Annotated in this window: 20 protein-coding genes; 13 read left to right on the forward strand and 7 right to left on the reverse strand. The window is 33.8% G+C overall.

The features are described 5' to 3' along the window. Nucleotides 1–30 precede the first annotated feature (30 nt). From ASM33_RS04030 to ASM33_RS04045, 5 genes are all read left to right on the forward strand, one after another. Nucleotides 31–675: an alpha/beta hydrolase gene (locus tag ASM33_RS04030; RefSeq protein ID WP_110410269.1), complete on the forward strand. Its 645-nt coding sequence runs from the start codon at nt 31–33 to the stop codon at nt 673–675. Between the two features lie 34 nt (nt 676–709). Continuing rightward, nucleotides 710–1,009: a hypothetical protein gene (locus tag ASM33_RS08360; RefSeq protein ID WP_157956373.1), complete on the forward strand. Its 300-nt coding sequence runs from the start codon at nt 710–712 to the stop codon at nt 1,007–1,009. A gap of 154 nt (nt 1,010–1,163) precedes the next feature. Continuing rightward, complete coding sequence (locus ASM33_RS04035; protein WP_110410268.1) at nt 1,164–1,952, forward strand: SDR family oxidoreductase; 789 nt, start codon at nt 1,164–1,166, stop codon at nt 1,950–1,952. 134 nt (nt 1,953–2,086) lie between these two features. Then, on the forward strand, nt 2,087–2,929 hold the full coding sequence (locus ASM33_RS04040; protein WP_110410267.1) for a ParA family protein: 843 nt from the start codon (nt 2,087–2,089) through the stop codon (nt 2,927–2,929). Beyond that, the gene (locus ASM33_RS04045) at nt 2,926–3,792 is read left to right on the forward strand and encodes a ParB/RepB/Spo0J family partition protein (protein WP_110410266.1); all 867 of its coding nucleotides are present in this window, start codon (nt 2,926–2,928) and stop codon (nt 3,790–3,792) included. The genes ASM33_RS04040 and ASM33_RS04045 overlap by 4 nt, the downstream gene beginning before the upstream one ends. Before the next feature lie 19 nt (nt 3,793–3,811). On the opposite strand, the gene ASM33_RS04050 is transcribed toward ASM33_RS04045, so the two are convergent. Next, entirely contained in the window at nt 3,812–5,557 is a 1,746-nt protein-coding gene (locus ASM33_RS04050; protein WP_110410265.1) for a hypothetical protein, read from the reverse strand. Between the two features lie 496 nt (nt 5,558–6,053). After that, a complete protein-coding gene (locus ASM33_RS04055; RefSeq protein WP_110410264.1) occupies nt 6,054–6,626 on the reverse strand; it encodes a hypothetical protein in 573 nt (190 codons plus the stop codon). A gap of 239 nt (nt 6,627–6,865) precedes the next feature. Between ASM33_RS04055 and polA the strand changes: the two genes are divergently transcribed. From polA to ASM33_RS04080, 7 genes are all read left to right on the forward strand, one after another. Then, nucleotides 6,866–9,421: a DNA polymerase I gene (gene polA, locus ASM33_RS04060; protein WP_110410263.1), complete on the forward strand. Its 2,556-nt coding sequence runs from the start codon at nt 6,866–6,868 to the stop codon at nt 9,419–9,421. A gap of 250 nt (nt 9,422–9,671) precedes the next feature. After that, nucleotides 9,672–11,117, forward strand: coding sequence for a hypothetical protein (locus ASM33_RS08515; RefSeq protein ID WP_179947429.1), 1,446 nt, complete (start codon nt 9,672–9,674; stop codon nt 11,115–11,117). Between the two features lie 70 nt (nt 11,118–11,187). After that, complete coding sequence (rsfS, locus tag ASM33_RS04070; RefSeq protein WP_110410592.1) at nt 11,188–11,514, forward strand: ribosome silencing factor; 327 nt, start codon at nt 11,188–11,190, stop codon at nt 11,512–11,514. A gap of 44 nt (nt 11,515–11,558) precedes the next feature. Further along, on the forward strand, nt 11,559–11,882 hold the full coding sequence (locus tag ASM33_RS08465; RefSeq protein WP_162297604.1) for a hypothetical protein: 324 nt from the start codon (nt 11,559–11,561) through the stop codon (nt 11,880–11,882). A gap of 53 nt (nt 11,883–11,935) precedes the next feature. Next, complete coding sequence (gene tyrS, locus ASM33_RS04075; RefSeq protein WP_110410262.1) at nt 11,936–13,222, forward strand: tyrosine--tRNA ligase; 1,287 nt, start codon at nt 11,936–11,938, stop codon at nt 13,220–13,222. A gap of 62 nt (nt 13,223–13,284) precedes the next feature. Further along, nucleotides 13,285–13,416 carry a hypothetical protein gene (locus tag ASM33_RS08815; protein WP_257791015.1) on the forward strand — a complete coding sequence of 44 codons (132 nt, stop codon included), beginning with the start codon at nt 13,285–13,287 and terminating at the stop codon, nt 13,414–13,416. Between the two features lie 272 nt (nt 13,417–13,688). Continuing rightward, on the forward strand, nt 13,689–15,164 hold the full coding sequence (locus tag ASM33_RS04080) for an IS4 family transposase (RefSeq protein ID WP_157956338.1): 1,476 nt from the start codon (nt 13,689–13,691) through the stop codon (nt 15,162–15,164). Here the strand turns inward: ASM33_RS04080 and ASM33_RS04085 are convergent. Together ASM33_RS04085 and ASM33_RS04090 are read right to left on the reverse strand one after the other, a co-directional pair. Next, entirely contained in the window at nt 15,155–15,622 is a 468-nt protein-coding gene (locus ASM33_RS04085) for an IS630 family transposase (RefSeq protein WP_110409220.1), read from the reverse strand. The genes ASM33_RS04080 and ASM33_RS04085 overlap by 10 nt on opposite strands. Continuing rightward, the gene (locus ASM33_RS04090) at nt 15,576–15,935 is read right to left on the reverse strand and encodes an IS630 transposase-related protein (RefSeq protein WP_157956363.1); all 360 of its coding nucleotides are present in this window, start codon (nt 15,933–15,935) and stop codon (nt 15,576–15,578) included. Before ASM33_RS04090 ends, ASM33_RS04085 begins: the two co-directional genes overlap by 47 nt. A gap of 108 nt (nt 15,936–16,043) precedes the next feature. Between ASM33_RS04090 and ASM33_RS04095 the strand changes: the two genes are divergently transcribed. Then, nucleotides 16,044–16,937: an IS5 family transposase gene (locus ASM33_RS04095; RefSeq protein ID WP_110410261.1), complete on the forward strand. Its 894-nt coding sequence runs from the start codon at nt 16,044–16,046 to the stop codon at nt 16,935–16,937. Between the two features lie 68 nt (nt 16,938–17,005). Here ASM33_RS04095 and ASM33_RS04100 read toward each other — a convergent pair whose 3' ends face one another. The 3 genes from ASM33_RS04100 to ASM33_RS04110 form a co-directional block, all read right to left on the reverse strand. Next, nucleotides 17,006–17,707, reverse strand: coding sequence for a hypothetical protein (locus ASM33_RS04100; RefSeq protein WP_110410260.1), 702 nt, complete (start codon nt 17,705–17,707; stop codon nt 17,006–17,008). Nucleotides 17,708–17,962: 255 nt separating this feature from the next. After that, nucleotides 17,963–20,056, reverse strand: coding sequence for a hypothetical protein (locus ASM33_RS04105; RefSeq protein WP_110410259.1), 2,094 nt, complete (start codon nt 20,054–20,056; stop codon nt 17,963–17,965). Between the two features lie 276 nt (nt 20,057–20,332). Beyond that, nucleotides 20,333–21,259 (reverse strand): hypothetical protein, encoded by a 927-nt coding sequence (locus ASM33_RS04110; RefSeq protein ID WP_110410258.1) that lies wholly within the window; start codon nt 21,257–21,259, stop codon nt 20,333–20,335. Nucleotides 21,260–21,384 lie beyond the last annotated feature (125 nt).

Genomic DNA, 21,384 nt, shown 5'->3' on the forward strand with positions numbered 1-21,384 from the left:
TAAAAGCATATGAATAAATAGAAAAATAGAATGATTGAAATTAAAGGCCCAGAAATTTGGGAAGGTAAAAACAAGAAGAACTTGGTTGTGTTTTTACACGGTTGGGGCTCAAGTGGAGATAACTTCATTCACCTTGCTAAAGTTATGAGCAAGTTTTTGCCTGATTCACATTTCGTAGCTCCTAATGCTCCATTTGAAAGAGAAATGGGCGATGGTTATGAATGGTTCAGTTTGGAAGATCGTAGTGAAGAAGCACTGCATAATGGAGTGAAAAATGCTGCATCAATTGTAAACAATTTTATCGATGTAAAATTGAAGGAAATGAATTTAAGCGATACGCAGCTTGCACTGGTTGGATTTTCTCAAGGGGCAATGCTTGCAATACACACAGCTCTAACCCGCATGCAACCTTGTGCGTCAGTTGTTGGATATTCTGGTAGATTTCTTTCACCTTCAAAAGTAGCACCAGAGATTAAATCAAAACCTAATATGTGCCTCATTCATGGTGATGCTGATGATGTGGTACCTTTTTCATCTCTTGGTTTAGCAGTTAAAGCTTTAAAGGAAAATGGAGTAAACGTTGAAGGGCATACTATTCATTCATTAGGGCATATTATTAATGATGAAGGAATAAAATTAGGTGTAGAGTTTATCAAGAAGAATTTTGTAAGTTGATTTCTATAGCTTGAGATGTAATGAAAATAGATTTATGCTTAACAATCAATTGGGATTGGATTTCATCACTCATATTTGTCACCCGAGTCCACTGTTTGTCATTGTATGTTATTTGTTATCCAGTAGCACTCTTCTTGTCATCCCAGTGCTCTTTTTTCCTGTCATCCCAGTGCGTGACACTGGGATCCAGCCCTTAATAATTGCTAATAAACAAGTATATAGATTTGATGTCCATAAAAATAGCATATTCCATGCTAAAAATAATGTCCATTATGAAAAAATTGGATTCCAGTGTCTGGGCACTGGAATGACACCCTTAGGGCTGCTGGGATGACAGGGGTTGGCTACTTGGATGACAGGGGATTGGTTACTTGGATGACAAGAAACGAACACAGGCATAACACCGTTTTTTGTACTTTTGTCTTCAAAGTTCCAACATTCGTGCAGTTGTGGATCAAGTTATAGGATGACAGAAAAGGATTAGCTATATGAATTTGTTTTGCTTTGGTTATGGCTACGTAGCTAAATTTTTATCAAAAAAATTACTGAGTTTAGGATGGACGATAAGTGGCACTTCAAGTATCAATTCTTCAGAAAAAAATATCAAAATATTTAATTATAATGAAATTGACAAGGACATATTCAAAAGTGTAACTCACGCTTTAATTTCCATTCCACCAAACGGTGATGATGTTATAGAAAGGTATGGCAGCTACCTCCAAAATATTAAATGGCTCGGTTATTTATCTGCAACTAGTGTCTACGGTGATCATTCTGGCAATTGGGTTACCGAGGAATCTGAAACAAAACCTATAGAAAGGAGGGGAAAGGATCGCCTTAAGCATGAAAAAAAGTGGCTAGATAGCGGGCTGCCTGTGCATATTTTTCGTTTGGCTGGAATATATGGTCCTGGCAGAAATGTATTAATTGACTTACAGTTGGGTAAAGCAAGAAATGTGAAAAAAGAAGGGCATTTTTTTTCTCGTATTCACGTTGAAGATATATCAAGCATTCTATTTTCTTCTATGCAAAATATTAAACCAGGTGAAATATATAATTGCGCAGATGATTTACCTGCAACACAATCTGAAGTTGTAGCATATGGAGCTAAACTTTTAAATATTAATCCACCAGAGGAAATTGAGGTTACCTCTTTACCAGATGACGCACAGAGCTTTTACTTAGGGTCAAAAAAAGTAAGTAATGCTAAAATCAAGAGGAACCTTAACGTCTCTCTAATTTATCCTAACTATAAGGTAGGGTTACTTAAGGATTAATAACTATCTTCTAGTTTTTTATATACATTCATTTTTGATGTTAGTAGTATCTATGATTTGCAATCCAAAAATTTTCTAATGCAAAAGTTTCCTTGCGCATATACAATAGAATATTTCGCACATAAGAAAAAGGCGTGAGTAAGATTCTTGCAATAGTCAATCAAAAGGGTGGAGTAGGCAAAACCACAACTAGTATAAACTTGTCAACAGCTTTTGCTGCTGTGGGAAAAAATACTTTATTGGTAGATCTCGATCCACAAGGAAACGCTAGTACTGGGCTTGGAATTTCTTATAAGAGCAGAGAAGAAAAAAACATATATAAAATATTGCTAAGCAGCAGAAATAGGCCTATAGAATCTGCGATTTTCAATATAAAGGAAATTCCAAATTTATCGCTTATTTCGTCAGTGGTTGATTTATCGGCTGCAGAAATTGAATTATCGCAACTTAAGCATGGAAAGTTTGTGCTAAAGGAAGCATTAGAAAAAATACGTGGTAATTACGAGTATATAATAATCGATTGCCCTCCATCACTTGGGCTCTTGACCATAAACGCTCTCACTGCCGCTGATTCTATTATTGTTCCACTTCAGTGCGAATTTTTTGCTTTGGAGGGATTAAGTCATTTAGTTAAAACTGTGGAGCTGATAAAAAAAAGCAACCTTAATCCTTCTTTAAAAATAGAGGGGATAGTGCTCACCATGTATGACAGACGTAACAAGCTCAGTGAGCAGATTAAGAATGATATTTGTCAGTATTTAAATGATAAAGTATATAAAACTATTATTCCACTTTATGAGACTATTATTCCACGCAACGTAAGGTTATCAGAAGCACCTTCTCACGGTAAGCCTGCAATTGTATATGATTTTAAATGTCCAGGTGCACAAGCATATATAAACTTGGCAAAGGAAATTTTAAGAAAGCACACAAGCATCTGTAAAGAAAAGAAATTAGTAAATGAGGGTGTGGCATGAGGGATGATAGACGACTCGGAATGGGTCTTGCTGGTCTTATAGGTGATAATTATGATAATAAAGAAGATCAACAGGAGCACTTGCCTATCTCGTTACTCCATTCAAGTAAATTTCAGCCAAGAAAATATTTTGACGAAGAGTCATTAAAAGAACTTGCAATTTCAATAGAGAAAAGCGGCATTATACAGCCCATTGTGGTACGCAAAGATTCAAATGAAGATGGCTATGAAATAATAGCAGGGGAACGCCGTTGGCGAGCAAGTAAAATTGCAAACCTAAACAGTGTGCCAGTTATTATAAAAGATTTAAGTGATAAGGCGTGTCTCGAAATAGCCATTATTGAAAACATACAGAGACAAGATATTAATCCGATAGAAGAAGGTGAGGCGTATAAGAGGCTGATAGATGAATTCTCCTATACTCATGAAGAATTAGCTTCAGCCTTAGGTAAAAGCCGCAGCCATATAACTAATATGATTAGAATGTTATCACTTTCTGGTGGTGTGAAGGCGATGATAAATGAAAAAAAGTTGTCTATGGGACATGCAAGAGCATTGATTAACATTGAAAATTCAGAAGATATTGCTGAAACAATAGTTTCCCAGGGCTTAAGCGTTAGACAAACCGAAAAATTGATAAAAGATTTGCATGGAAATAATAACCAAAAAAGCCAACAACATACTAAAGATCAAGATATAGCAGTCATAGAAAGAGAAATATCTTCTCAACTTGGCTTAAATATTAAAATTAGTGACAATAATTCTAAGGGCAAAGTTATTATACAGTATAATAATCTTAATGAATTAGACTTAATATTGAGAGCCTTAAGTAGAAAAGCTGAGATGCATACAGAATTAGACTAATCCATATCAATCATGACTACTAAACAGCTAACTCAAGAGTATTTTCCTCTGTCTGTGGTGAAGTAAGTTGCGAGTCAACTTTAGGATTTTGATAGCGATCAACACAATAAGCAGCTATAGTTAAAAAAGCTGCTACGGCAATTGCAGCTATAAAAGATTCAAAGGCAAGTCCTATCATAATACTAACGAAAGCAATTCCGATTGTTATTGCTATCATTTCTATTATACTGGTGCGAGCTTTCATATCAGCTAAAACTGCTTTTAGTGCTTTTTCACTTTCAATGATGCGAGCTAGACCCGCTTCTTGTGCTTTTTCACTTTCAAGTTTACTTAAATACTCTTCTTCATGTCGTTCGAAGAAAGCACCGATATCCATCAAAGCTTTTCCTTGTGCTTTTCTATGCAAGCGTTCCTTTAGTATTGGCTCATGCGGAGCTGGATTATCATCCAAAAATTCTTTAAACTTAAGGAAGTCTTCTTCAAGCTTAAGCAAGTCTTCTTCATGCTTCTCTATTAATCTTTGAGCTGAAGAATCTTTAATATGATTTACTACATCATTAATATCAGTTGATTTTTTACTTAGTAATTCAATAGTCCTAAAGATTTCTTTTTCTAATATCAAACTTATTTTATTTTTTTCTTCATCAGGAATACTTCCTGTTACATCTTTACCGTTTTGACCATTGTTCTGGTATATAGTAAGTAACTCTCTTTTTAACGCATCTTGATAATCTGGAGAACGTAAATTACTAATATACCTATCTAGCAATATAGTAGGTAAATTTTCTATGAGTAAATTGCCAACATCAACAATGCATTTTTTAGCTGGACTATTCCCTTGTGTTTTAATTTGATCTTCAATTTCACTAACTATAGATTGTAGTTTACTATCATCTATCTTTGAATTTGGTTTTATAGAGCTTACATAATTAATCAGCTCCTTTATCTTTTGACTTAAAACATGATTATCGTCTTGAGTAAGTTTTATAATCTGTTTAAAGTTATCATAAAGCTCTTGCATGTGTGGATGATTACCACCGTTTGAAAGAAGATAAGCAGAAAAAACCATAATTGGTGTCTTTTCTCGCTCTAAATGATTAGCATGTATACTAACTCTATCATAGCACTTTTGATCCAACGATTTTGGACTTACTAATACCATCAATGTAAGTAATAGCGAAAGATAATGTTTAAAGCTTTCTCTTTGCGCACATGGTTCATCATAACTGCAGTATTCACCCTGTGAATTCAAATTGACAAATATTGTCTCAATAGCACTGTACAGTAAATTCTTTGTGCCATCACGCCAATATTCTTGCTTTGCCAATAAATTAGGATTTTGTAGCATTATTCTTGCAATTGAAACAGTAAGAGTGTGAGCTACATCATAGCCTATGTTTCTTTTAACTACATTCTTTTTGTCTTTTTTAATGAATGTAGTATTATGTCCAAAAAGCGTTCCTCTGCGCATATGAAAATTACCTATCCAATTTAGTTTTTTTGGATAGCTATTTACATCCAGCCCATGATTTAATATAACCTCTAAAATTTTTGGACTATACAATGGATCTAAATGTAAACCACTATCAAGAAAATCTAGAACAATATTTGTTGCTTCTTGTAATTGCCTAAGGTCCTGAATATTTTTAAGGGTATTTATAAATTTTTGAAGCCTAGGATTTTGCTCTAAATCACTAATATCTTGAACATACCCAAGCTTATCTAAAGCTTGATTAAGCTTACCTTTAAGATCTTCATTGGTCATAATTGTATTTATATATTAAATTAATATATAAATTATATCATAAAAATTAAAGTAATGCAAATTAAAATAATTAAGATTTATACTGCTGCCACATTTACCGGATTTGAATCCAATTAAACATGCTGTAAGAAAAATACTGCCAATTTTTTGTCCAGATATTAATTCTGCTATTGATTGTATTTTTCAAAAATCGGGGAAAGCTTATCTGTGCTTGCTATCTCAATATAATAAATACGTTATGGTTTACATTTGAAAAAACCTGCAGTAGCCTCGCTACAGGTTGAAATGTTAACGTGTATGATTCTTTGGTAAGAAAAGCTCTAATAATTGTGTCAATATTGGCTTGGGTGGGCTAAGGTCATGCTTCATTTCCTGAAGTACGTTTTTCAGTAGGTCTTTATTTTCCTTTGTATCTATTTTTAACTTTTCTATGATATCTTTACTTTCACTGTGTTGATCTAAATGTCTGTTAGGGGAATCTAATAAACTTTTAATACTACTTTTCTTTTACGTTTTCTATATTCTTTGCAATAAAAGATGACCATTTTTCTTTTATTATATCTCTAAGTTGACTTTTCAATCTACTTTTTTGGTTTTCATAATCTTTGCTACTCATAAACCTCTTCTGATTTTTAAGATCGACAAGCTTTTGCTGTACATCATTTTGCTTTTTTTGTAGAGCATCAATATGTTCATTAAAACTTATAGGACCTTCTTCTCTTGACTGTGATTGTTGTAACACATTTTTACCACTTCTTCTAATGCTAGCAAATTGCATATTATTTATCTGCGTATCAATGTTTTTTATTGTTTCACTAATGAGAATGATTGTAAGCTTAAATTCCTTAGAACCTACTTTACAGCGAGAATTCTGCCTATATATACTGTCTAAATTTAGGGGTGGTAAGTTAGGTATATCAGTTTTTATACCAATAGAACGTAGTTCAGCTAAATCATTGTGCAAATCAAGTGCTGGTCCTGAATGCAATTCATTTTGCGTTTGCATATTATGTAATATCTTTAAAAGTCTATTTTTATATTCTTTAAACTGTTGTTTACTTGAGGGCATTTTAATTCCTTAATTTATTAATATAACTGCATTTTAAGCAACAATTACTAACCATATATTAATATTATTTTTAGTAATTTAATAAAATTTTATACTCTACTTAAATAATATACTTTGAATTTAAAGTAAATATATTATTTTATTAACCAGCGCAATATATAACAAATTGATGAGCAAAAACAAGAACTTGATTTTTATGGTTAAATAATGGACGATCAAACCATATAGAAATATCTAAAATGAAAGAAAAAACTTTCACGATCATTGATGGCTATGGTTTTCTTTTCAGAGCTTATTATGTGTTGCCTCACTTAATTACCACAACTGGTGTGCCGATAGGTGGTGTATATGGCTTTTTGAACATGGTTCTGAAGTATATAGCTCATTCGGATTATCTAATCATCGCATTTGATTCTGGTAAGAAAAATTTTAGGCATGATTTGTACTCTGAATACAAAGCAAATAGAGTTAGTCCTCCTGAAGATTTAACTCCACAGTTTGCAATACTAAGAGAAGCAGTGGAAGCTTTTAATATGAGCTATGAAGAAGTTGAAGGCTATGAAGCAGATGATATCATTGCAACACTAGCTGCAAAATATGGCAACACCCAAGATTTTAAAGTGGTGGTTGTTTCATCAGATAAAGATTTATTTCAGCTTTTAAATCACAATGTTTTAATATTTGATCCTATAAAAAATATATACATAGACGAAAAACGTGTGGTAGAAAAATTTGGTGTAAACTCAAGTAAACTGCTTGATTTACTTTCTTTAACCGGAGATGCATCTGATAACATTCCAGGGGTACCAGGAATAGGGCCAAAAACTGCAGCTAAGTTATTGGATGAATTTGGCTCACTGGATGACATCTTAAAAAACGTAGATAAAATAGCGCAAACCAGAATACGAAATATTCTCACTGAACATAGGGAAAAAGCGTTAATTTCAAGAGAGCTTGTATCGCTGTGTGAAAAAGTAGATTTTCAGCATGATATTGAAGAATATAAAGTTCACACTCCGAATATGGAGAAATTATTATCCTTTCTAAAGAAATATGAATTTAATTCTTTGATAGGAAAAGTAGAAAAACTTTTTTCCTATAACGTATCAAGCGCAGAAGAAAAAACAGAATATAGTAGTGAGGTACTAGAGAAATTTTTGGAGCATTGTAGATATGAAGGTAAAATCGCAATTTATTGTCACTTTGAAAGTAATACATTAAGTAAGATTTCCTTATCTTATAGCGAAAGTAATGTTTTCTATATAGAGCAAGCTAATATACAAGACGCACTAATTACAATTAACTCAACTTTATTTTCAAATGGAATACTAAAAATAGTTCATGATATAAAACGAATAATTTCTGTGATCCAAGTAGCTGACAATCGCATGACATCATGGGATGATTTGATGATAATGTCATATAGCTTAGACACAGGAAAACATGATCACAGCATTCCAAACATAGTTGCACATAATTTAAGCGGAAATGTAGAAAATTTCTCAGCAAAAACTTTAATTGCTCTTCATAAAAGATTAGAACAAAGATTATTTCATGAAAAATTGTTCACAATCTACGAACGCTTTGATAAGCCACTCATGAAAGTGATCTTTGATATGGAAAAAAATGGAATATTGCTCAATATTGAAAAATTGCAGGAGATGTCGGATAGGTTTCAGCAGATAATTGCTGTGCTTGAGAATGAGATACATAACTTAGCAGGGGAAAATTTTAACATCGCTTCACCAAAACAATTGAGTGACGTTTTATTTAATAAGATGGAGTTAAATAAAAAGAAAAAATCAAAAAAATCAGGTGCTTATAGCACAAACTCTGAAGTATTAGAAGAGCTTGAAACAGAAGGAGTGGAAATCGCAAGTAAAATTTTACATTGGAGGCATTTGAGTAAATTAAAGGGTACATACACTGATGCGCTAATAAAGCAAGTTGATCTTCAAGATGGCAGGATACATACACATTTCTCAACAACTGTAACTGCAACTGGTAGGCTGAGCTCCAGCAATCCTAATTTACAGAATATTCCAATCAGAAGCAAAGAAGGGAATCTTATCAGACAGGCGTTTATTGCACCAAAAGGGCATAAGATAATTTCTGCTGATTATTCACAAATAGAATTGAGACTCTTGGCGCATGTGGCAAATGTTTCAGCATTTAAAGAAGCTTTTGCAAATGGGCAAGATATTCACGATATTACTGCAAGGCAAGTTTTTGGAGTGCAAGAAGGTGCAAATGTAAATGAGCAGCTAAGAAGAAAAGCAAAATCTATCAATTTTGGAATCATATATGGTATTAGTCCGTTTGGTCTTGCAAAGCAGCTTGGCATCACCATTGCAGAAGCTGCTGAATATATTAATTATTATTTTTCCTGCTACCCAGAAATAAAGACCTATATGGAAGAGATAATAGCAATTGCCAGGTCAAATGGTTATGTAGAAACTTTGTTTGGTAGAAGGTGTTTTGTAAAAGATATACACAATACAATTTCTTATATAAGGCAATTTGCAGAGAGAGCGGCAATTAATGCGCCACTGCAGGGAACTGCTGCGGATATTATAAAACGCGCAATGATTCAGCTTTTTGACCGACTAAAAGCAGGAAAAATAATATTACAGGTGCATGATGAATTGTTGGTTGAAGTAGAGGAGGGGAGGGTGCAAGAAACAGTAGAGCTAATGAAAAATGTAATGGAAAATGTGGTAGAAATTTCTATCCCACTTGAAGTGGAAGTAAAAATTGGAAATGACTGGGGTTTAAATTCAGTTAATTATGGTTAAGTAGTTACACACACGAACTGGTAGATATTTAAGCGTATTACCTCTTATCCAAAGCAAATTTCATGTGAATTTACAACGCAGCCAATATTCATGAGTCTTTCATTGCCTTTTGGGTTGTGCATTTTGCCATTCAGCTTAATATATATTCTTAATTATACTAATTTAGTAATGATTAGCACTAATATTTCAAATTTATTCTTGATTTTATTGTGAATTTTTGTTAATATATATTAAACATATTGATAGCAAAATGAAGGTAATTTATCATATCAATGGTCACCCAAGATCAAGAAAGAATACGAAACATGTAGTTGAGTTTTTTGGAATACTTGGTTGTATTAAAGTGAATGTACCTGGAAAAGCTACACCACTAAAAGTAGGTAAACTTAATGTGGTTGAGTATTATTTTGACTATCCTTATTTTTCTGAAATTATTAATCCAGAACATTTCCAGGAAGAATTGAGCAATAGAGAGAAGAGATTTACTAGAGCAGCAATTTCATTGTGGTTATGTGCTGCAATATTATCTGCTGCTTCTTATGTGTTATTATACTTATCGTATAGCAATCAAAAACCTAAAGAGGTGATTGCCAGCGTAGCTACTGCATCAGTAATGCTATCAATTATAGCGTGTGTACTTTTTACCGTGTGCTTGATATGGATATCTTTTAACTTCATTAAGGAAAAATTTGCTGCCAACGTGATTGAAAGTCATCTGAAAGATTTAGATCATGAACTAGTAAAAAAATATAAAAAGCTGCTTGTAGGTGAAAAACAAGCAACAAATGAAGGAACCATTGACCAAGAATCACAAAAAAACAAGGATATAGAAGAAATTCTTCAATTCTTTTTGGACAGAAAAAAGATTCCAGCACTATTTAAATTTCTTACAAATGGTGAAAAATTAGTTCAAGCCGGAATGGCCATGGTAAATCAGCGTCTTCTGGACGGTGTAAGTCCAAATAATATAGTGCTAGACACTAACTCTATGGGAGGAGGTGTAGCAACGGAAGTTTTAAAGAGGTTTGAAGCACAAGGAATTTATTTAACATTAATTCATAGTAATTCTTATAGCTCTCTTAATGACGTAGCAAATACTTTTGAGAAATGGCTAGCTGTCAAATCTCTACATATTTTGCGTAAATTTTTTGGATTAGAACTTAATTCAGAAGAAACTATAAAAAATATAAAGAGTCCTGTTTTAATTGTTGGCAGGGAAGGTGATCCTGTAATTACAGAGCCAGCACAACTTACTGGTAAACTTAACGATCAAATTATTTTTGATAAGACTTACAGACTAAATGTAAAGCTTCAGCATAATCCTAATATTAAAAATTGCAGAAATGAAAAAAATATTCACATTGACGATGAAGAACATTTAGGTTGTGAATGGGATAATAATGGTACAACAGAGTATATTAACTATAGGGAAATGAAATCCCAGTTTATTAATGCAGCACATGATTACCTGATAAGTAATAAGCTCAATGGAAAGTTTGATCTAAAAAAATACAGAGAAAGTGATTTCTCCAAGAACTTAGCTAAAATAAAACTTGTACCATTGAGTCCAGCAAGTGATAAAATCAATGGAAAGTTTGACCAAGAAAAATACAGAGAAAGTGGTTTCTCCAAGAGCTTAACCGGAACAAAACTTGTACAATTGAGTCCAGGAAGAAATTTAGCGCGATGTGCCTAATATCAAAAATAGTTCATATTTAGAAATTTTGAGTGTATAATTAATAAATAAACCATATAATCTCTAAATGATGACTGATGTATCAAGCAATATCGAATCAATGAAAAGCACAATTGAAAATATAATAGACCAAAATAAAGGCCGTGACATAGTTACTTTTGATGTACGAAATAAGACCGTGATTGCGAAGTATATGATTATTGCGTCTGGTGATTCAAGCCGTCATGTAAAAGCTTTAGCTGAACATATAATAAAAAGTCTTAAACGATATGATAAGATAGATGTAGAGGGTATGGATGAAGGTAATTGGGTAGTGTTGAACTTCAAAGGCATAATGGTTCATATATTTAGGCCAGAAGTAAGGGAATATTATAAAATAGAAGAACTGTGGAACTAGATCTATTATATTGTATTAATAAAAAACCAATTGGCGTTATTCAAATGCATGACGCACAACTGTACGAACATTGTAATCTGGAAACGCAACAGGTGTCATTCGGCTTTGTTGCATCGCTACAGAAAGATTTGAAGTTATTAATAAAACTTTCCATTTCTTTGTCATCCCAGTGTTTTTTCCACATGTTGTCCCAGTGTTTTTTTTCCATGTCATCCCAGTGCGTGACACTGGGATCTAAGTATAAAAATGTTTGCAAATCAGGTGGTGTACAATGTGTTCTAGAACATATAATGTCCATAATGAAAGATAAAATAAGATGGATCCCAGTGTCACGCACTGGGATGACAGAATTATTGTTACTGAGATAACAGGATAATGGTTACTGGGATGAGAACCTTAGAGAGGGAGGGTTTTAAACGAAATGAAATATAAATCTGAATTTTTAAATTTTATTCAAGAGAGAGGGTACCTATACCAGTGTACAAATATTGAAAGATTAGATCAGTTATTATTCCAAAATAACCATATAATTGCGTATATTGGCTTTGATTGCACGGCAAAAAGTCTTCATATTGGTAGCCTAATTCAGATAATGATGCTCCGTCATCTGCAAAAATTTGGTTATAAACCGATAGTTTTGCTTGGAGGTGGAACAACGAGAATTGGTGACCCATCTGGAAAAGATAAAGCAAGAAGCGTCTTGTCTATTCAAGATATCAATCAAAATGTATTTGGTATAAAGAAGACATTGGAAAAAATGATATCTTTTGGTAATGGAAATGCAGATTCGGTTGTAGTAAATAACGCAGATTGGCTAGATAATATAAAATATATAGATTTTTTACGTGATATAGGAGCGCATTTCTCTGTAAATCGTATGCTCAGTTTTGATAGTGTGAAAACTAGACTGGATAGAGAACAAAACCTAAGCTTTCTGGAATTTAATTATATGCTATTGCAGGCTTATGATTTTGCTGAACTGAACAAAAAGTATGGTTGTTGTTTACAGATAGGTGGATCAGACCAATGGGGAAATATAGTAAATGGAATTGAGCTTGGAAAAAAGTTGAATTTACCTGAATTATTTGGTCTTACGACACCTCTTTTGCTTAATTCCCAAGGAAAAAAAATGGGCAAAACTGAAAGTGGAGCAATCTGGCTAAGTGGTGAGATGTTAAAGCCATACGATTATTGGCAATATTTTCGCAATGTTGATGATCAAGATGTAGGGCGTTTCTTGAGATTATTCACTGATCTGCCAATTGATGAGATCAAAAAATTAGAGTCCTTAAAAGATCAAGAAATAAATGAGGCAAAAAAGATTTTGGCAACAGAGGTTACAAAAATATGTCATGGTGATAAAGAAGCTGAACATGCAAGGTTTGCCGCAATTTCTGCTTTTGAAGGTGAAGACAATTCTCTATTACCAAGCTACGTTTTAAAAAAAGAATATGTTGTAAATGGTCTGTTGCTAATAGACTTACTGAAGATAACGGAATTGGAGTCATCAAAAAGTTCTGCAAAGCGTTTAATAGAAGGCAATGGGTGTAAAATTAACAATAATATTATAAACACAGTTGATTATGTCATAAACCATGAGAGTTTTGTAGATCAGTCGTTTATAAAATTATCCGCTGGTAAAAAACGCCATATTAAGGTTGTGCTAGAGAAAAGCCAGGAAAATGAAGTAAACTCCGGCCGTGAATAAATTCACAACTGTACGAACATTCCAACTTTAAGGCAAAAGCGCAAGAAAATAGTGTCATCCCAGTGTCACGCACACAACTGTATGAACTTCTAATTTGGCGAGAAAGCAAACTAAAAACATCAACCTTTGGTGTCATTCCAGTGCGTGACAGGCTTTGTTGCATAGCTAGGGAGAAAAAAGCTGGAAGTTACTGACTAAATTCATTATAAAACAGGCATTTAACCGACAAAGGAAAAAGATGCCAGTCAAAATGAAAGTCAGTAACCAAAACGAATATAGCTAACACAGATAAGCTTTCCCCGATTTTTGAAAAATAAAATCAATAGCAGCGTTAACATCTGGCCAGAAAATTGGCAGTATTTTTCTCACAGCATGTTTAATTGCAAACCAAAAATGCTCAATTGGATTCAAATCTTACTTTTACCCACAAATATAAAAAAGCTAGTAAAATAGCAAATTCATATATTTGATAAAGGGTTTAAAAATGTACGGAGTAAATACAAATACGCAATATACTGATAGCTTAGGGGACAAATGGCTAGAAAGAGAGTTGAGACATGTTAATCTGGGAGATATAAGGCTTAATAAGAGGCTTATTACAACAAGTTATCTTATAGAGCGTAAGGCATCTGGATCAATTAATCAAAGTTGTGGTGGATGGAAAGAAGCTAAGGGCGCGTACAGGTTGTTTAGTAATGAAAAGCTTGAGGCCGAGAAAATTTATTCTTCTCATCATAAAGAAACAGCGGAAAGGATAAAAGGAAATAAGCTTATATTTTCAATCCAAGATACTAGTTATTTGGATTTTGACTCTCATATAAATACCAAAGGGCTAGGCAGTATTTCTAAAGCTTATACAAAGCATAAAAAGGGTTTGCTGCTGCATAGTGCCTTAATGGTCAGTAAAGAAGGATTACCTTTAGGTTTATCTTCTCAACAGTGCTGGGCGCGTCCCGCTAGAAAAGAAGAAACAGCAAAAGAAAAAGCAAATAGGAAATACCGTACTTCTATAGAGGAGAAAGAAAGTTATAAGTGGATAGCAGCACTAAAAGAAACCATAAATAACGTTTCCAAAGATGTACAACTTGTCACTCTTGGTGATAGGGAAGCAGATATCTTCAAATTTTTATGGATAGCTGAATCATTGGGTAGTTTTTATGTAATCCGTAACCGAGCTAATAGAAAATTTATCTGTACTGAAGAGGGAAAAACAGATTTGCAAACACGCATAGCTCAACTTCCGGTAAAAGAGAAAATCGTCTTGGAAGTTGCTAAAAACGGGCACCAGAAGTCAAGAAAAGCAAATATTGAAGTAAAATATATGAAAGGCTATATACCTATCAGAGCGCCTTACATTTATGGGTCAAAAGATACAGCACATAAAATAAGTGATAAAGTCGCTGTATATGTGGTAAGCGCAAAGGAAATGGATCCTCCTAAAGGAGTTGAAGCTATCGATTGGACTTTGTTAACTAATGTACCAGTTAATAGCACTTTAGATGCCATAGAAAGGATAAATTGGTATAAGCTACGATGGAAAATTGAAGAATACTTTAGAATTTTAAAATCAGGATGTAAAATAGAAAGCTCTCGTTTAACTACAAAGGAAAGGCTACAGAAATTAATTGCTATAAAGAGCATTATTACATTTAAAATTTTATATTTAACAAAAGTGGCTTTATCGCATCCTATGGAGGCTTGCACTAAGGTTCTAAGCAATGAAGAGTGGAAAGCTCTTTACATACGTGAGCATCAAGTGGCCACATTGCCCGAAGAACCTCCAAACATAAAACAAGCTATTATTTGGTTAGGAAAATTAGGTGGGTTTATGAATAGAAAAGGTGATAATTTACCAGGAAGTATGACTCTATGGCGAGGCTATGAAAATCTTAGAGAGAGCATGGTTATGCTTCACATAATAACTTCTCAAAGTTATGGGTAAAAGTAAGGATTCAAATCCGGTGAATATGGCGGTAAAAACAATACGTTACACCCTACATTCTCAATCAGTTTTCTAATTTTTACGGACTTATGGAAGCTTGCATTATCAAGGATGACTGTCTGTCCAATTTTCAATTCAGGAATTAGTATATTTTCAACATAAGCCTCAAAAAGTTCACTGTTGCAATATCCCTCAAATGCACATGGTGCACCAACTTTTCCCTGATTTAAAGCTCCAATAATACTGATCCTTTTCTTCTTAAATGCAGGTTTTTCAGCAAACAATCTCTTCCCTTTCGGAGCCCATCCATATGCGTAAAATTCGTTGTCATCAATTCCAGATTCATCTATAAATACCAGGTTTTCTTTGTTTATTTTAGCTACTTTTTCTTTGAATTCTTTACGTTTTCCTTCATCTCTCTCTTGATAAAGAAAGGTTTTTTTTATATGTATAGCCAGCTTTTTTTAGATAATTGTATGCTGTCTCTTTGCACATATTCCCAAATTTTTCAATTACTTTATCAGTCGTAACATCTTGATTATCTTCCAGAAATTTAAAAAAACTGCCCATGTCTTTAATCTTGCTCCTATGACCTGTTTGGTAGCCATAGGCTGGCTTTACGCTTCCAGTTTCTTCCCTTCTTTTTCTCCACCAATACAGTGTTTTTCTGTCAATACTGAACATCTCACTCACAGCTTTCATGCTCATTTTTTTCTCATCTACCACTTTTAAAACACGTTCACGTAAATCTTCGCTGTATGGTTTTGGCATTTTTAACCTCTGCTTTTTATTCAACATGCCTTTATTATCATAAAATCCAGTCTAGGGAAAGCTTATTTTAGTTAGCTATATAACAAATTTCTCGAAGAAAGGGGAAATATTTTTCATTACATTAACGACGCCATTGAAAATTGGCACGAAAATAGACCAAAAGTAGCAGGTGGAAACAACATTTACAGCGATAAAGTTGTGATTTTAGTTCATATAATAACTTATCTATTTAGGATTGGCCTGAGGCAAACGGTAGGATTTATAAAAGGATACCTCGAGCAAATAGGAAAAAGCCTACAAGTCATCAGCTATTCACAGGCCTCAAGAAGATTTAAAAAACTGAATATTAAGATTAATGACAACAGGATCGATAAAAATAATATGGAAAACATTGAAATTGCTATAGATAGCACTGGTATTGGCATCTATAACACTACTGCTGGCCATAACAAAAAAAATAATGAAGTGAGACAATACAGAGGGAGAGAACAAGCAAGAAAAATGCATGTAATGTTAGATATAAGCAGCAAAAAAGTTATGGATTTAAAATACACTGAACTATATTATCCTGACCACTGGGCAGCTAGTAAGCTGATGAAAAATGATTATGGTAAAATAGAAACGTTATATGCAGATGGTGCATATGACAGAGCCATGATTTATCAGCAATGTTACAAGCTTAGAATAAAAACGAAAATACCACCAAAAATTGATGCAGTAGAGCATCAGAATTTGGATTATATGGCCCAAAGAAATACTGCAGTTAGGTTAATAAGATCGTTTGATGGAGATACAATAGAGAAAATAAAGCAATGGAAAAAGGAGGTAGGATATGGAAAAAGATCCTACATAGAAGCATTCTTTTCGCGATTAAAGCAAATATTTGGGTTTAGTTTTAGGAATAAATCTGAGGTTAATCGTGAGAAGGAACTGCTACTCAAGTGCTATTTGCTGAATAAATTTACTGATATAGGTATGGCTAAATTTCAGGTAGCCTCATGAACTTATCATATACTACCTGATGCCAACTAGCTATGCAACAAAGCCCGTTACGGTGGCTGGTTTTACCTTTATATATAAAAAACAAAAGTTTCTTCTTGCTTTTTACCTTGTGTGGTTTGTGTATGTTCAGTACTCATACCGTCCACAGAACTATTAGGTTGTTCTTGAGTAGCTTCCTCGTGTGATGTTGGAGGAGCAATCCTTCTTTCTTGAAAGGGTTGAGCGCTTAGAGGTTGGTCACTCAGAGGTGGATAATCTATTTCAGTAAAAGATACATAGTCACCATTACCTAATGCACTTACACTCTTGGCATTATGATACACTGTTGCACTCTCTTTAGCTCTTGCAGTAAAGAATTTTGTCATAAATCTCTTAAATGTTTGAAAAAATCCACTTTTTTCCCTTTTGCTTAGTTCTGGTACCGTTAAGCTAGGAGTATCTATTTTTTCTTCTTTCTTAAATTCATTGCTTGTTTTTTCCTCACTACGAGGCTTTGTTTGAATGCTTCCTCTGTCTCTATCAAGTGGGTTGTCTTTCATGTCTATTACATACTCATCTATAAGCTCTGGATTACCAAGGTATAAATTAGATGATGTAGAGTTATCAGTAAAGTTAGAAGGAATTTCCTGTCTACATTCATTGCGTGACTTGATAGAATTATAAATTTCAACAAATGGCGTAGCAATGAATCTACTCAATCTTTCCAAAAGACTTGGCTTTTGATGATTTTTTATAATTGTACTGAAAAATGGTTCTGGTTTTGTTTTCATATCTTTCCTATTAATTAATAATATAATTAAATTATAAACTATACTATTCAACGTACAATTGAATATAATCTTTATTATCAGCAATGATATCGCGTTTTAATAGAAAATAAATATTTTAATAAAATTGGTTTAAAGATAGTTATTTGATCGACTTTCAAAGTGTATGATACTGAAAGAGAGCTATTGAAGTTGCTTGGATTGAAGAGAGATCTATAACTCGTAAAAGGTAGCCACCGCAAGGCGGTGGCTTTTATTTTATGGTCTCATAAAAGGAGTGTCAATTAATTCTTTAGCAGTTTCAGGATCACGAAGTCTAGAAAGCCGTACATCTTGTAAAACACTACGTTCATGTTGACCTGGAATACCTTCTGCTTGAGCCTTTTGTAAACGTTCAGCGCCAGCACTTGGTGCTACAGATCTTAGTTGAGTGTTAGGAGTAACTTCCACGTATAGTGGTGTAGGAGTAGTCACTCTTTCTTGAGAAGGTTTACAATCAAGATGTATTAAACCTTCTTCCAATCTGACGATACTGTCTTTCACAACTTCAGTAGCTCTAAAGGGCCTCATAACAAAATTTACAAAGGCTCTCAATGGTCTTGCGGTAAGCCAGACTTTTTCTACTGGTTCTGGTGTTAAACTTAGAACACTTTCTGTTTCAGACGAATCAGCACTCAATGAGAGATAATTCGACGAACCTGATACAACACTTTCCGTTTCAGACGAATCAGCACTGCATGAGAGATAATTTGACGAATCTGATAAAACACTTCTTGCTTTCCGCGAAGCAACACTTCCTGCTTTCGATGAAACAGTACTTTTTGTTTCGAATAAATCAGCAACACTAGAAGATCCTTCATTTGAGTTAGATTGAGAATTTTGTGTTTCAACCAACTGGCTTGTATGCTCTTCTGATGACATGCTTTGCACTTCAGTTACTGCTTGATGTGAAAGAGCATTTGACATGCTAGTGGAATCTGACACAGGACTTGCTGTTTCACCTTCTGCCTCACCTGATATACATGAGCCAACACTTCCTGCTTTCAATGAAACAACACTTCCTGCTTTCAATGAAACAACACTTCCTGCTTTCAATGAAACAACACTTCCTGTTTCGCACGAGCCAATACTTTCTGTTTCCCACAAATCAACGCTTCCTACTTTCAATGAAATAACACTTGCTGTTTCGGACGAATCAGCAACACTAGAAGGTCCTTTATTTGAGTTAGCTTGGAAATTATGTATTCCAACCCACTTGCTTGTACTCTCTTCTGATGACATGCTTGGCATTTTAGTTGCTGCTTGATGTGAAAGAACATTTGACATGCTAGTGGAATCTGACACAGAACTTGCTGTTTTACCTTCTGCCTCATATCCTGACATTTTACTTCCTTTTCCACGCAAATCAACATTTTCTGTTTCGAACGAATCAGCAAGATTAGCAAATTGTTCGCTTAGGTTGGGTTGCGTTTTTAGCCATTCGCTTACACGCTCTTTTGATGACATGCTTGGCATTTTAGTTACTGCTTGATGTGAAAGAACATTTGACATGTTACTGAAATCTGATACGAAACTTGTTGCTTTACCTTCTGTCTCATATCCTGACGTTTTACTTCCTTTTCCGAGCAAATCAACATTTTCTGTTTCGGACGAACAAACACTTTCTATGTCGGGCAGATAAAGACTTTCTGTGCTAGCACTTGACACGCTACTGGAGTTTGATATGACGCTTGATGATTTACCTCCTGCCTTATATCCTAACATTTCACTTCTTGCTACAGATCGACCAACACTTGATTTAACTTTGCCAGTACTCTGTAATTTAGCTCTAGGTATTCTGATTTTCTTGAAAGTTGTATCTAAACCTACAATACTAGAAGATCCTTTATTTGAGTTAGCTTGGGAATTTTGTGTTTCAACCAACTGGCTTGTATGATCTTCTGATGACATGCTTGGCATTTCAGTTGCTGCTAGAGCACTTGACATGTGATGTATAGCTTCCTCGTATATTGGAGGGTTATCGTTTAATGTTTCCTCGTATGTTGGAGGACCACCTTTTATTGCTTCCTTATACGATGGTAAACGTGGGCTAAGAGTCTTTGTTACTGTTTCCATTTCTCTTTCCTGAACAAGCAGATCTTTTGAATTTCCAACGTTACTTTCTTTACTTACAATTTTAGCAATCGCCATATCAATAAGATGTCTTATTGATTTCAACAAACTAATCACAGTTAATTGAGCCCAATTAATCACTGACCCAAAAACACCTCTTTTATACCATGGCTTATTATTAGCTGTATTGTCTTTATTGCTATCAATTTCAAGGTTTTCTAATTTTTTATATTGATGCATAATATTAACTCCATTAATTAAATAATATAGTTAAATTATAAATTATATTATTTAGCGTACAATCAGATGTAATTTCTATTTTAAATAGAAGAATCGCGTATTAATAGAAAGTAAATATTTTAATAAAGCTGATTTTAAGATGGTTATTTGATAGACTTTCAAAGTGTATGATATGGGAAGAGAACTATTAGTCCTATCAAGAAGCTTGGATTGAAGAAAGATTGTGATTGCAAAAGGTAGCCACCGCGTTGCGGTGGCTTTTGGTTTTACTATTAGTTAAAAAGTTATCAAGTCCTGTTCTATATTTTGGGACTGTTGTACCTTTTGATGCTGAGGAGATGCAATCCTAGTTGGGACTTCAAGCACCTCATGACCTGAAGGAGCAATCTCCTCATATGCATATGCTAGAGGATATGGTGGTAAACTTGGGTTAAGAGTAGTGTTTACTGCTGCCATTTCTCTTTCTTCTTCCTGAACAAGCAAACTTTTTGGTTTTGTTAAGCTAAAGTCCTCAATATCAATGTCAATACTATAAGCTGACTTTTTAACATCAGTATCAACTTCAACATTGTCAACGTTATCTAACCTTTCAATTTTAGCGATCATTTTATCAATCTTATGTCTAATTGATTGCAACAAACCAACCATACCGCTAACTATGCCTTTCCGAGCTGACTGAGCCCAATCAATCATTGCACTATAGGCTCTTTTATACCATGGCTTATTGCTAGCTCTATCCTCTTTATTTGTTAATTCTGATTTGTCAGAAATTTTAGCATCCTGAAGATCTAGTTTTTCTTGTGGAAATACATATAATGGATTACCAAAACCAGTAATATTTACATCTATATCTATTGCGCCTTTTTCTTCTGAAAATGTGTCAGATAAAGGATTGTTAAAATCATATTTTCTGCCTCCAATGGATTTAAACCAATCAATCATTGCGTTATAGACTCTTGTATACCATTTCGTATTGCTAGCTGTATCTGAATATACATATCCTTCTTCCGTAATTCTTGCATCCACCCTTTCAGCGTTTACATAAAAGGGATTATCAGACTCCATACCAGTATCTTCTGCTTCTTCATGATGACCATCAATAGGCATTGCATTTCCTAGTAAAAGAGCTGTGTCACTGCTATCAATATCAACTGGTGATGTGAGAACTTTTCTTTCGTTTTTTACTTTTGTATATTTAGGCATAATATTAACTCCATTAATTAAATAATATAGTTAAACTATAAAACCATACTATTTCGCGTACAATCAAATGTGATTTCTACTTTAAATAGAAGAATCGCGCATTAATAGAAAATAAATATCTTATA

Source organism: Wolbachia endosymbiont of Folsomia candida (assembly GCF_001931755.2).
Lineage (GTDB): Bacteria > Pseudomonadota > Alphaproteobacteria > Rickettsiales > Anaplasmataceae > Wolbachia.

Excerpts from the sequence above, each read along its gene's own strand:
- ASM33_RS04030 (WP_110410269.1), top strand. The coding sequence starts at position 31 with ATGATTGAAATTAAAGGCCCAGAAATTTGGGAAGGTAAAAACAAGAAG.
- ASM33_RS08360 (WP_157956373.1), top strand. The coding sequence starts at position 710 with ATGCTTAACAATCAATTGGGATTGGATTTCATCACTCATATTTGTCAC.
- ASM33_RS04035 (WP_110410268.1), top strand. The coding sequence starts at position 1,164 with ATGAATTTGTTTTGCTTTGGTTATGGCTACGTAGCTAAATTTTTATCA.
- ASM33_RS04045 (WP_110410266.1), top strand. The coding sequence starts at position 2,926 with ATGAGGGATGATAGACGACTCGGAATGGGTCTTGCTGGTCTTATAGGT.
- ASM33_RS04050 (WP_110410265.1), bottom strand. The coding sequence starts at position 5,557 with ATGACCAATGAAGATCTTAAAGGTAAGCTTAATCAAGCTTTAGATAAG.
- ASM33_RS04055 (WP_110410264.1), bottom strand. The coding sequence starts at position 6,626 with ATGCCCTCAAGTAAACAACAGTTTAAAGAATATAAAAATAGACTTTTA.
- polA (WP_110410263.1), top strand. The coding sequence starts at position 6,866 with ATGAAAGAAAAAACTTTCACGATCATTGATGGCTATGGTTTTCTTTTC.
- ASM33_RS08515 (WP_179947429.1), top strand. The coding sequence starts at position 9,672 with ATGAAGGTAATTTATCATATCAATGGTCACCCAAGATCAAGAAAGAAT.
- rsfS (WP_110410592.1), top strand. The coding sequence starts at position 11,188 with ATGACTGATGTATCAAGCAATATCGAATCAATGAAAAGCACAATTGAA.
- ASM33_RS08465 (WP_162297604.1), top strand. The coding sequence starts at position 11,559 with ATGCATGACGCACAACTGTACGAACATTGTAATCTGGAAACGCAACAG.
- tyrS (WP_110410262.1), top strand. The coding sequence starts at position 11,936 with ATGAAATATAAATCTGAATTTTTAAATTTTATTCAAGAGAGAGGGTAC.
- ASM33_RS04090 (WP_157956363.1), bottom strand. The coding sequence starts at position 15,935 with ATGCCAAAACCATACAGCGAAGATTTACGTGAACGTGTTTTAAAAGTG.
- ASM33_RS04100 (WP_110410260.1), bottom strand. The coding sequence starts at position 17,707 with ATGAAAACAAAACCAGAACCATTTTTCAGTACAATTATAAAAAATCAT.
- ASM33_RS04105 (WP_110410259.1), bottom strand. The coding sequence starts at position 20,056 with ATGCATCAATATAAAAAATTAGAAAACCTTGAAATTGATAGCAATAAA.
- ASM33_RS04110 (WP_110410258.1), bottom strand. The coding sequence starts at position 21,259 with ATGCCTAAATATACAAAAGTAAAAAACGAAAGAAAAGTTCTCACATCA.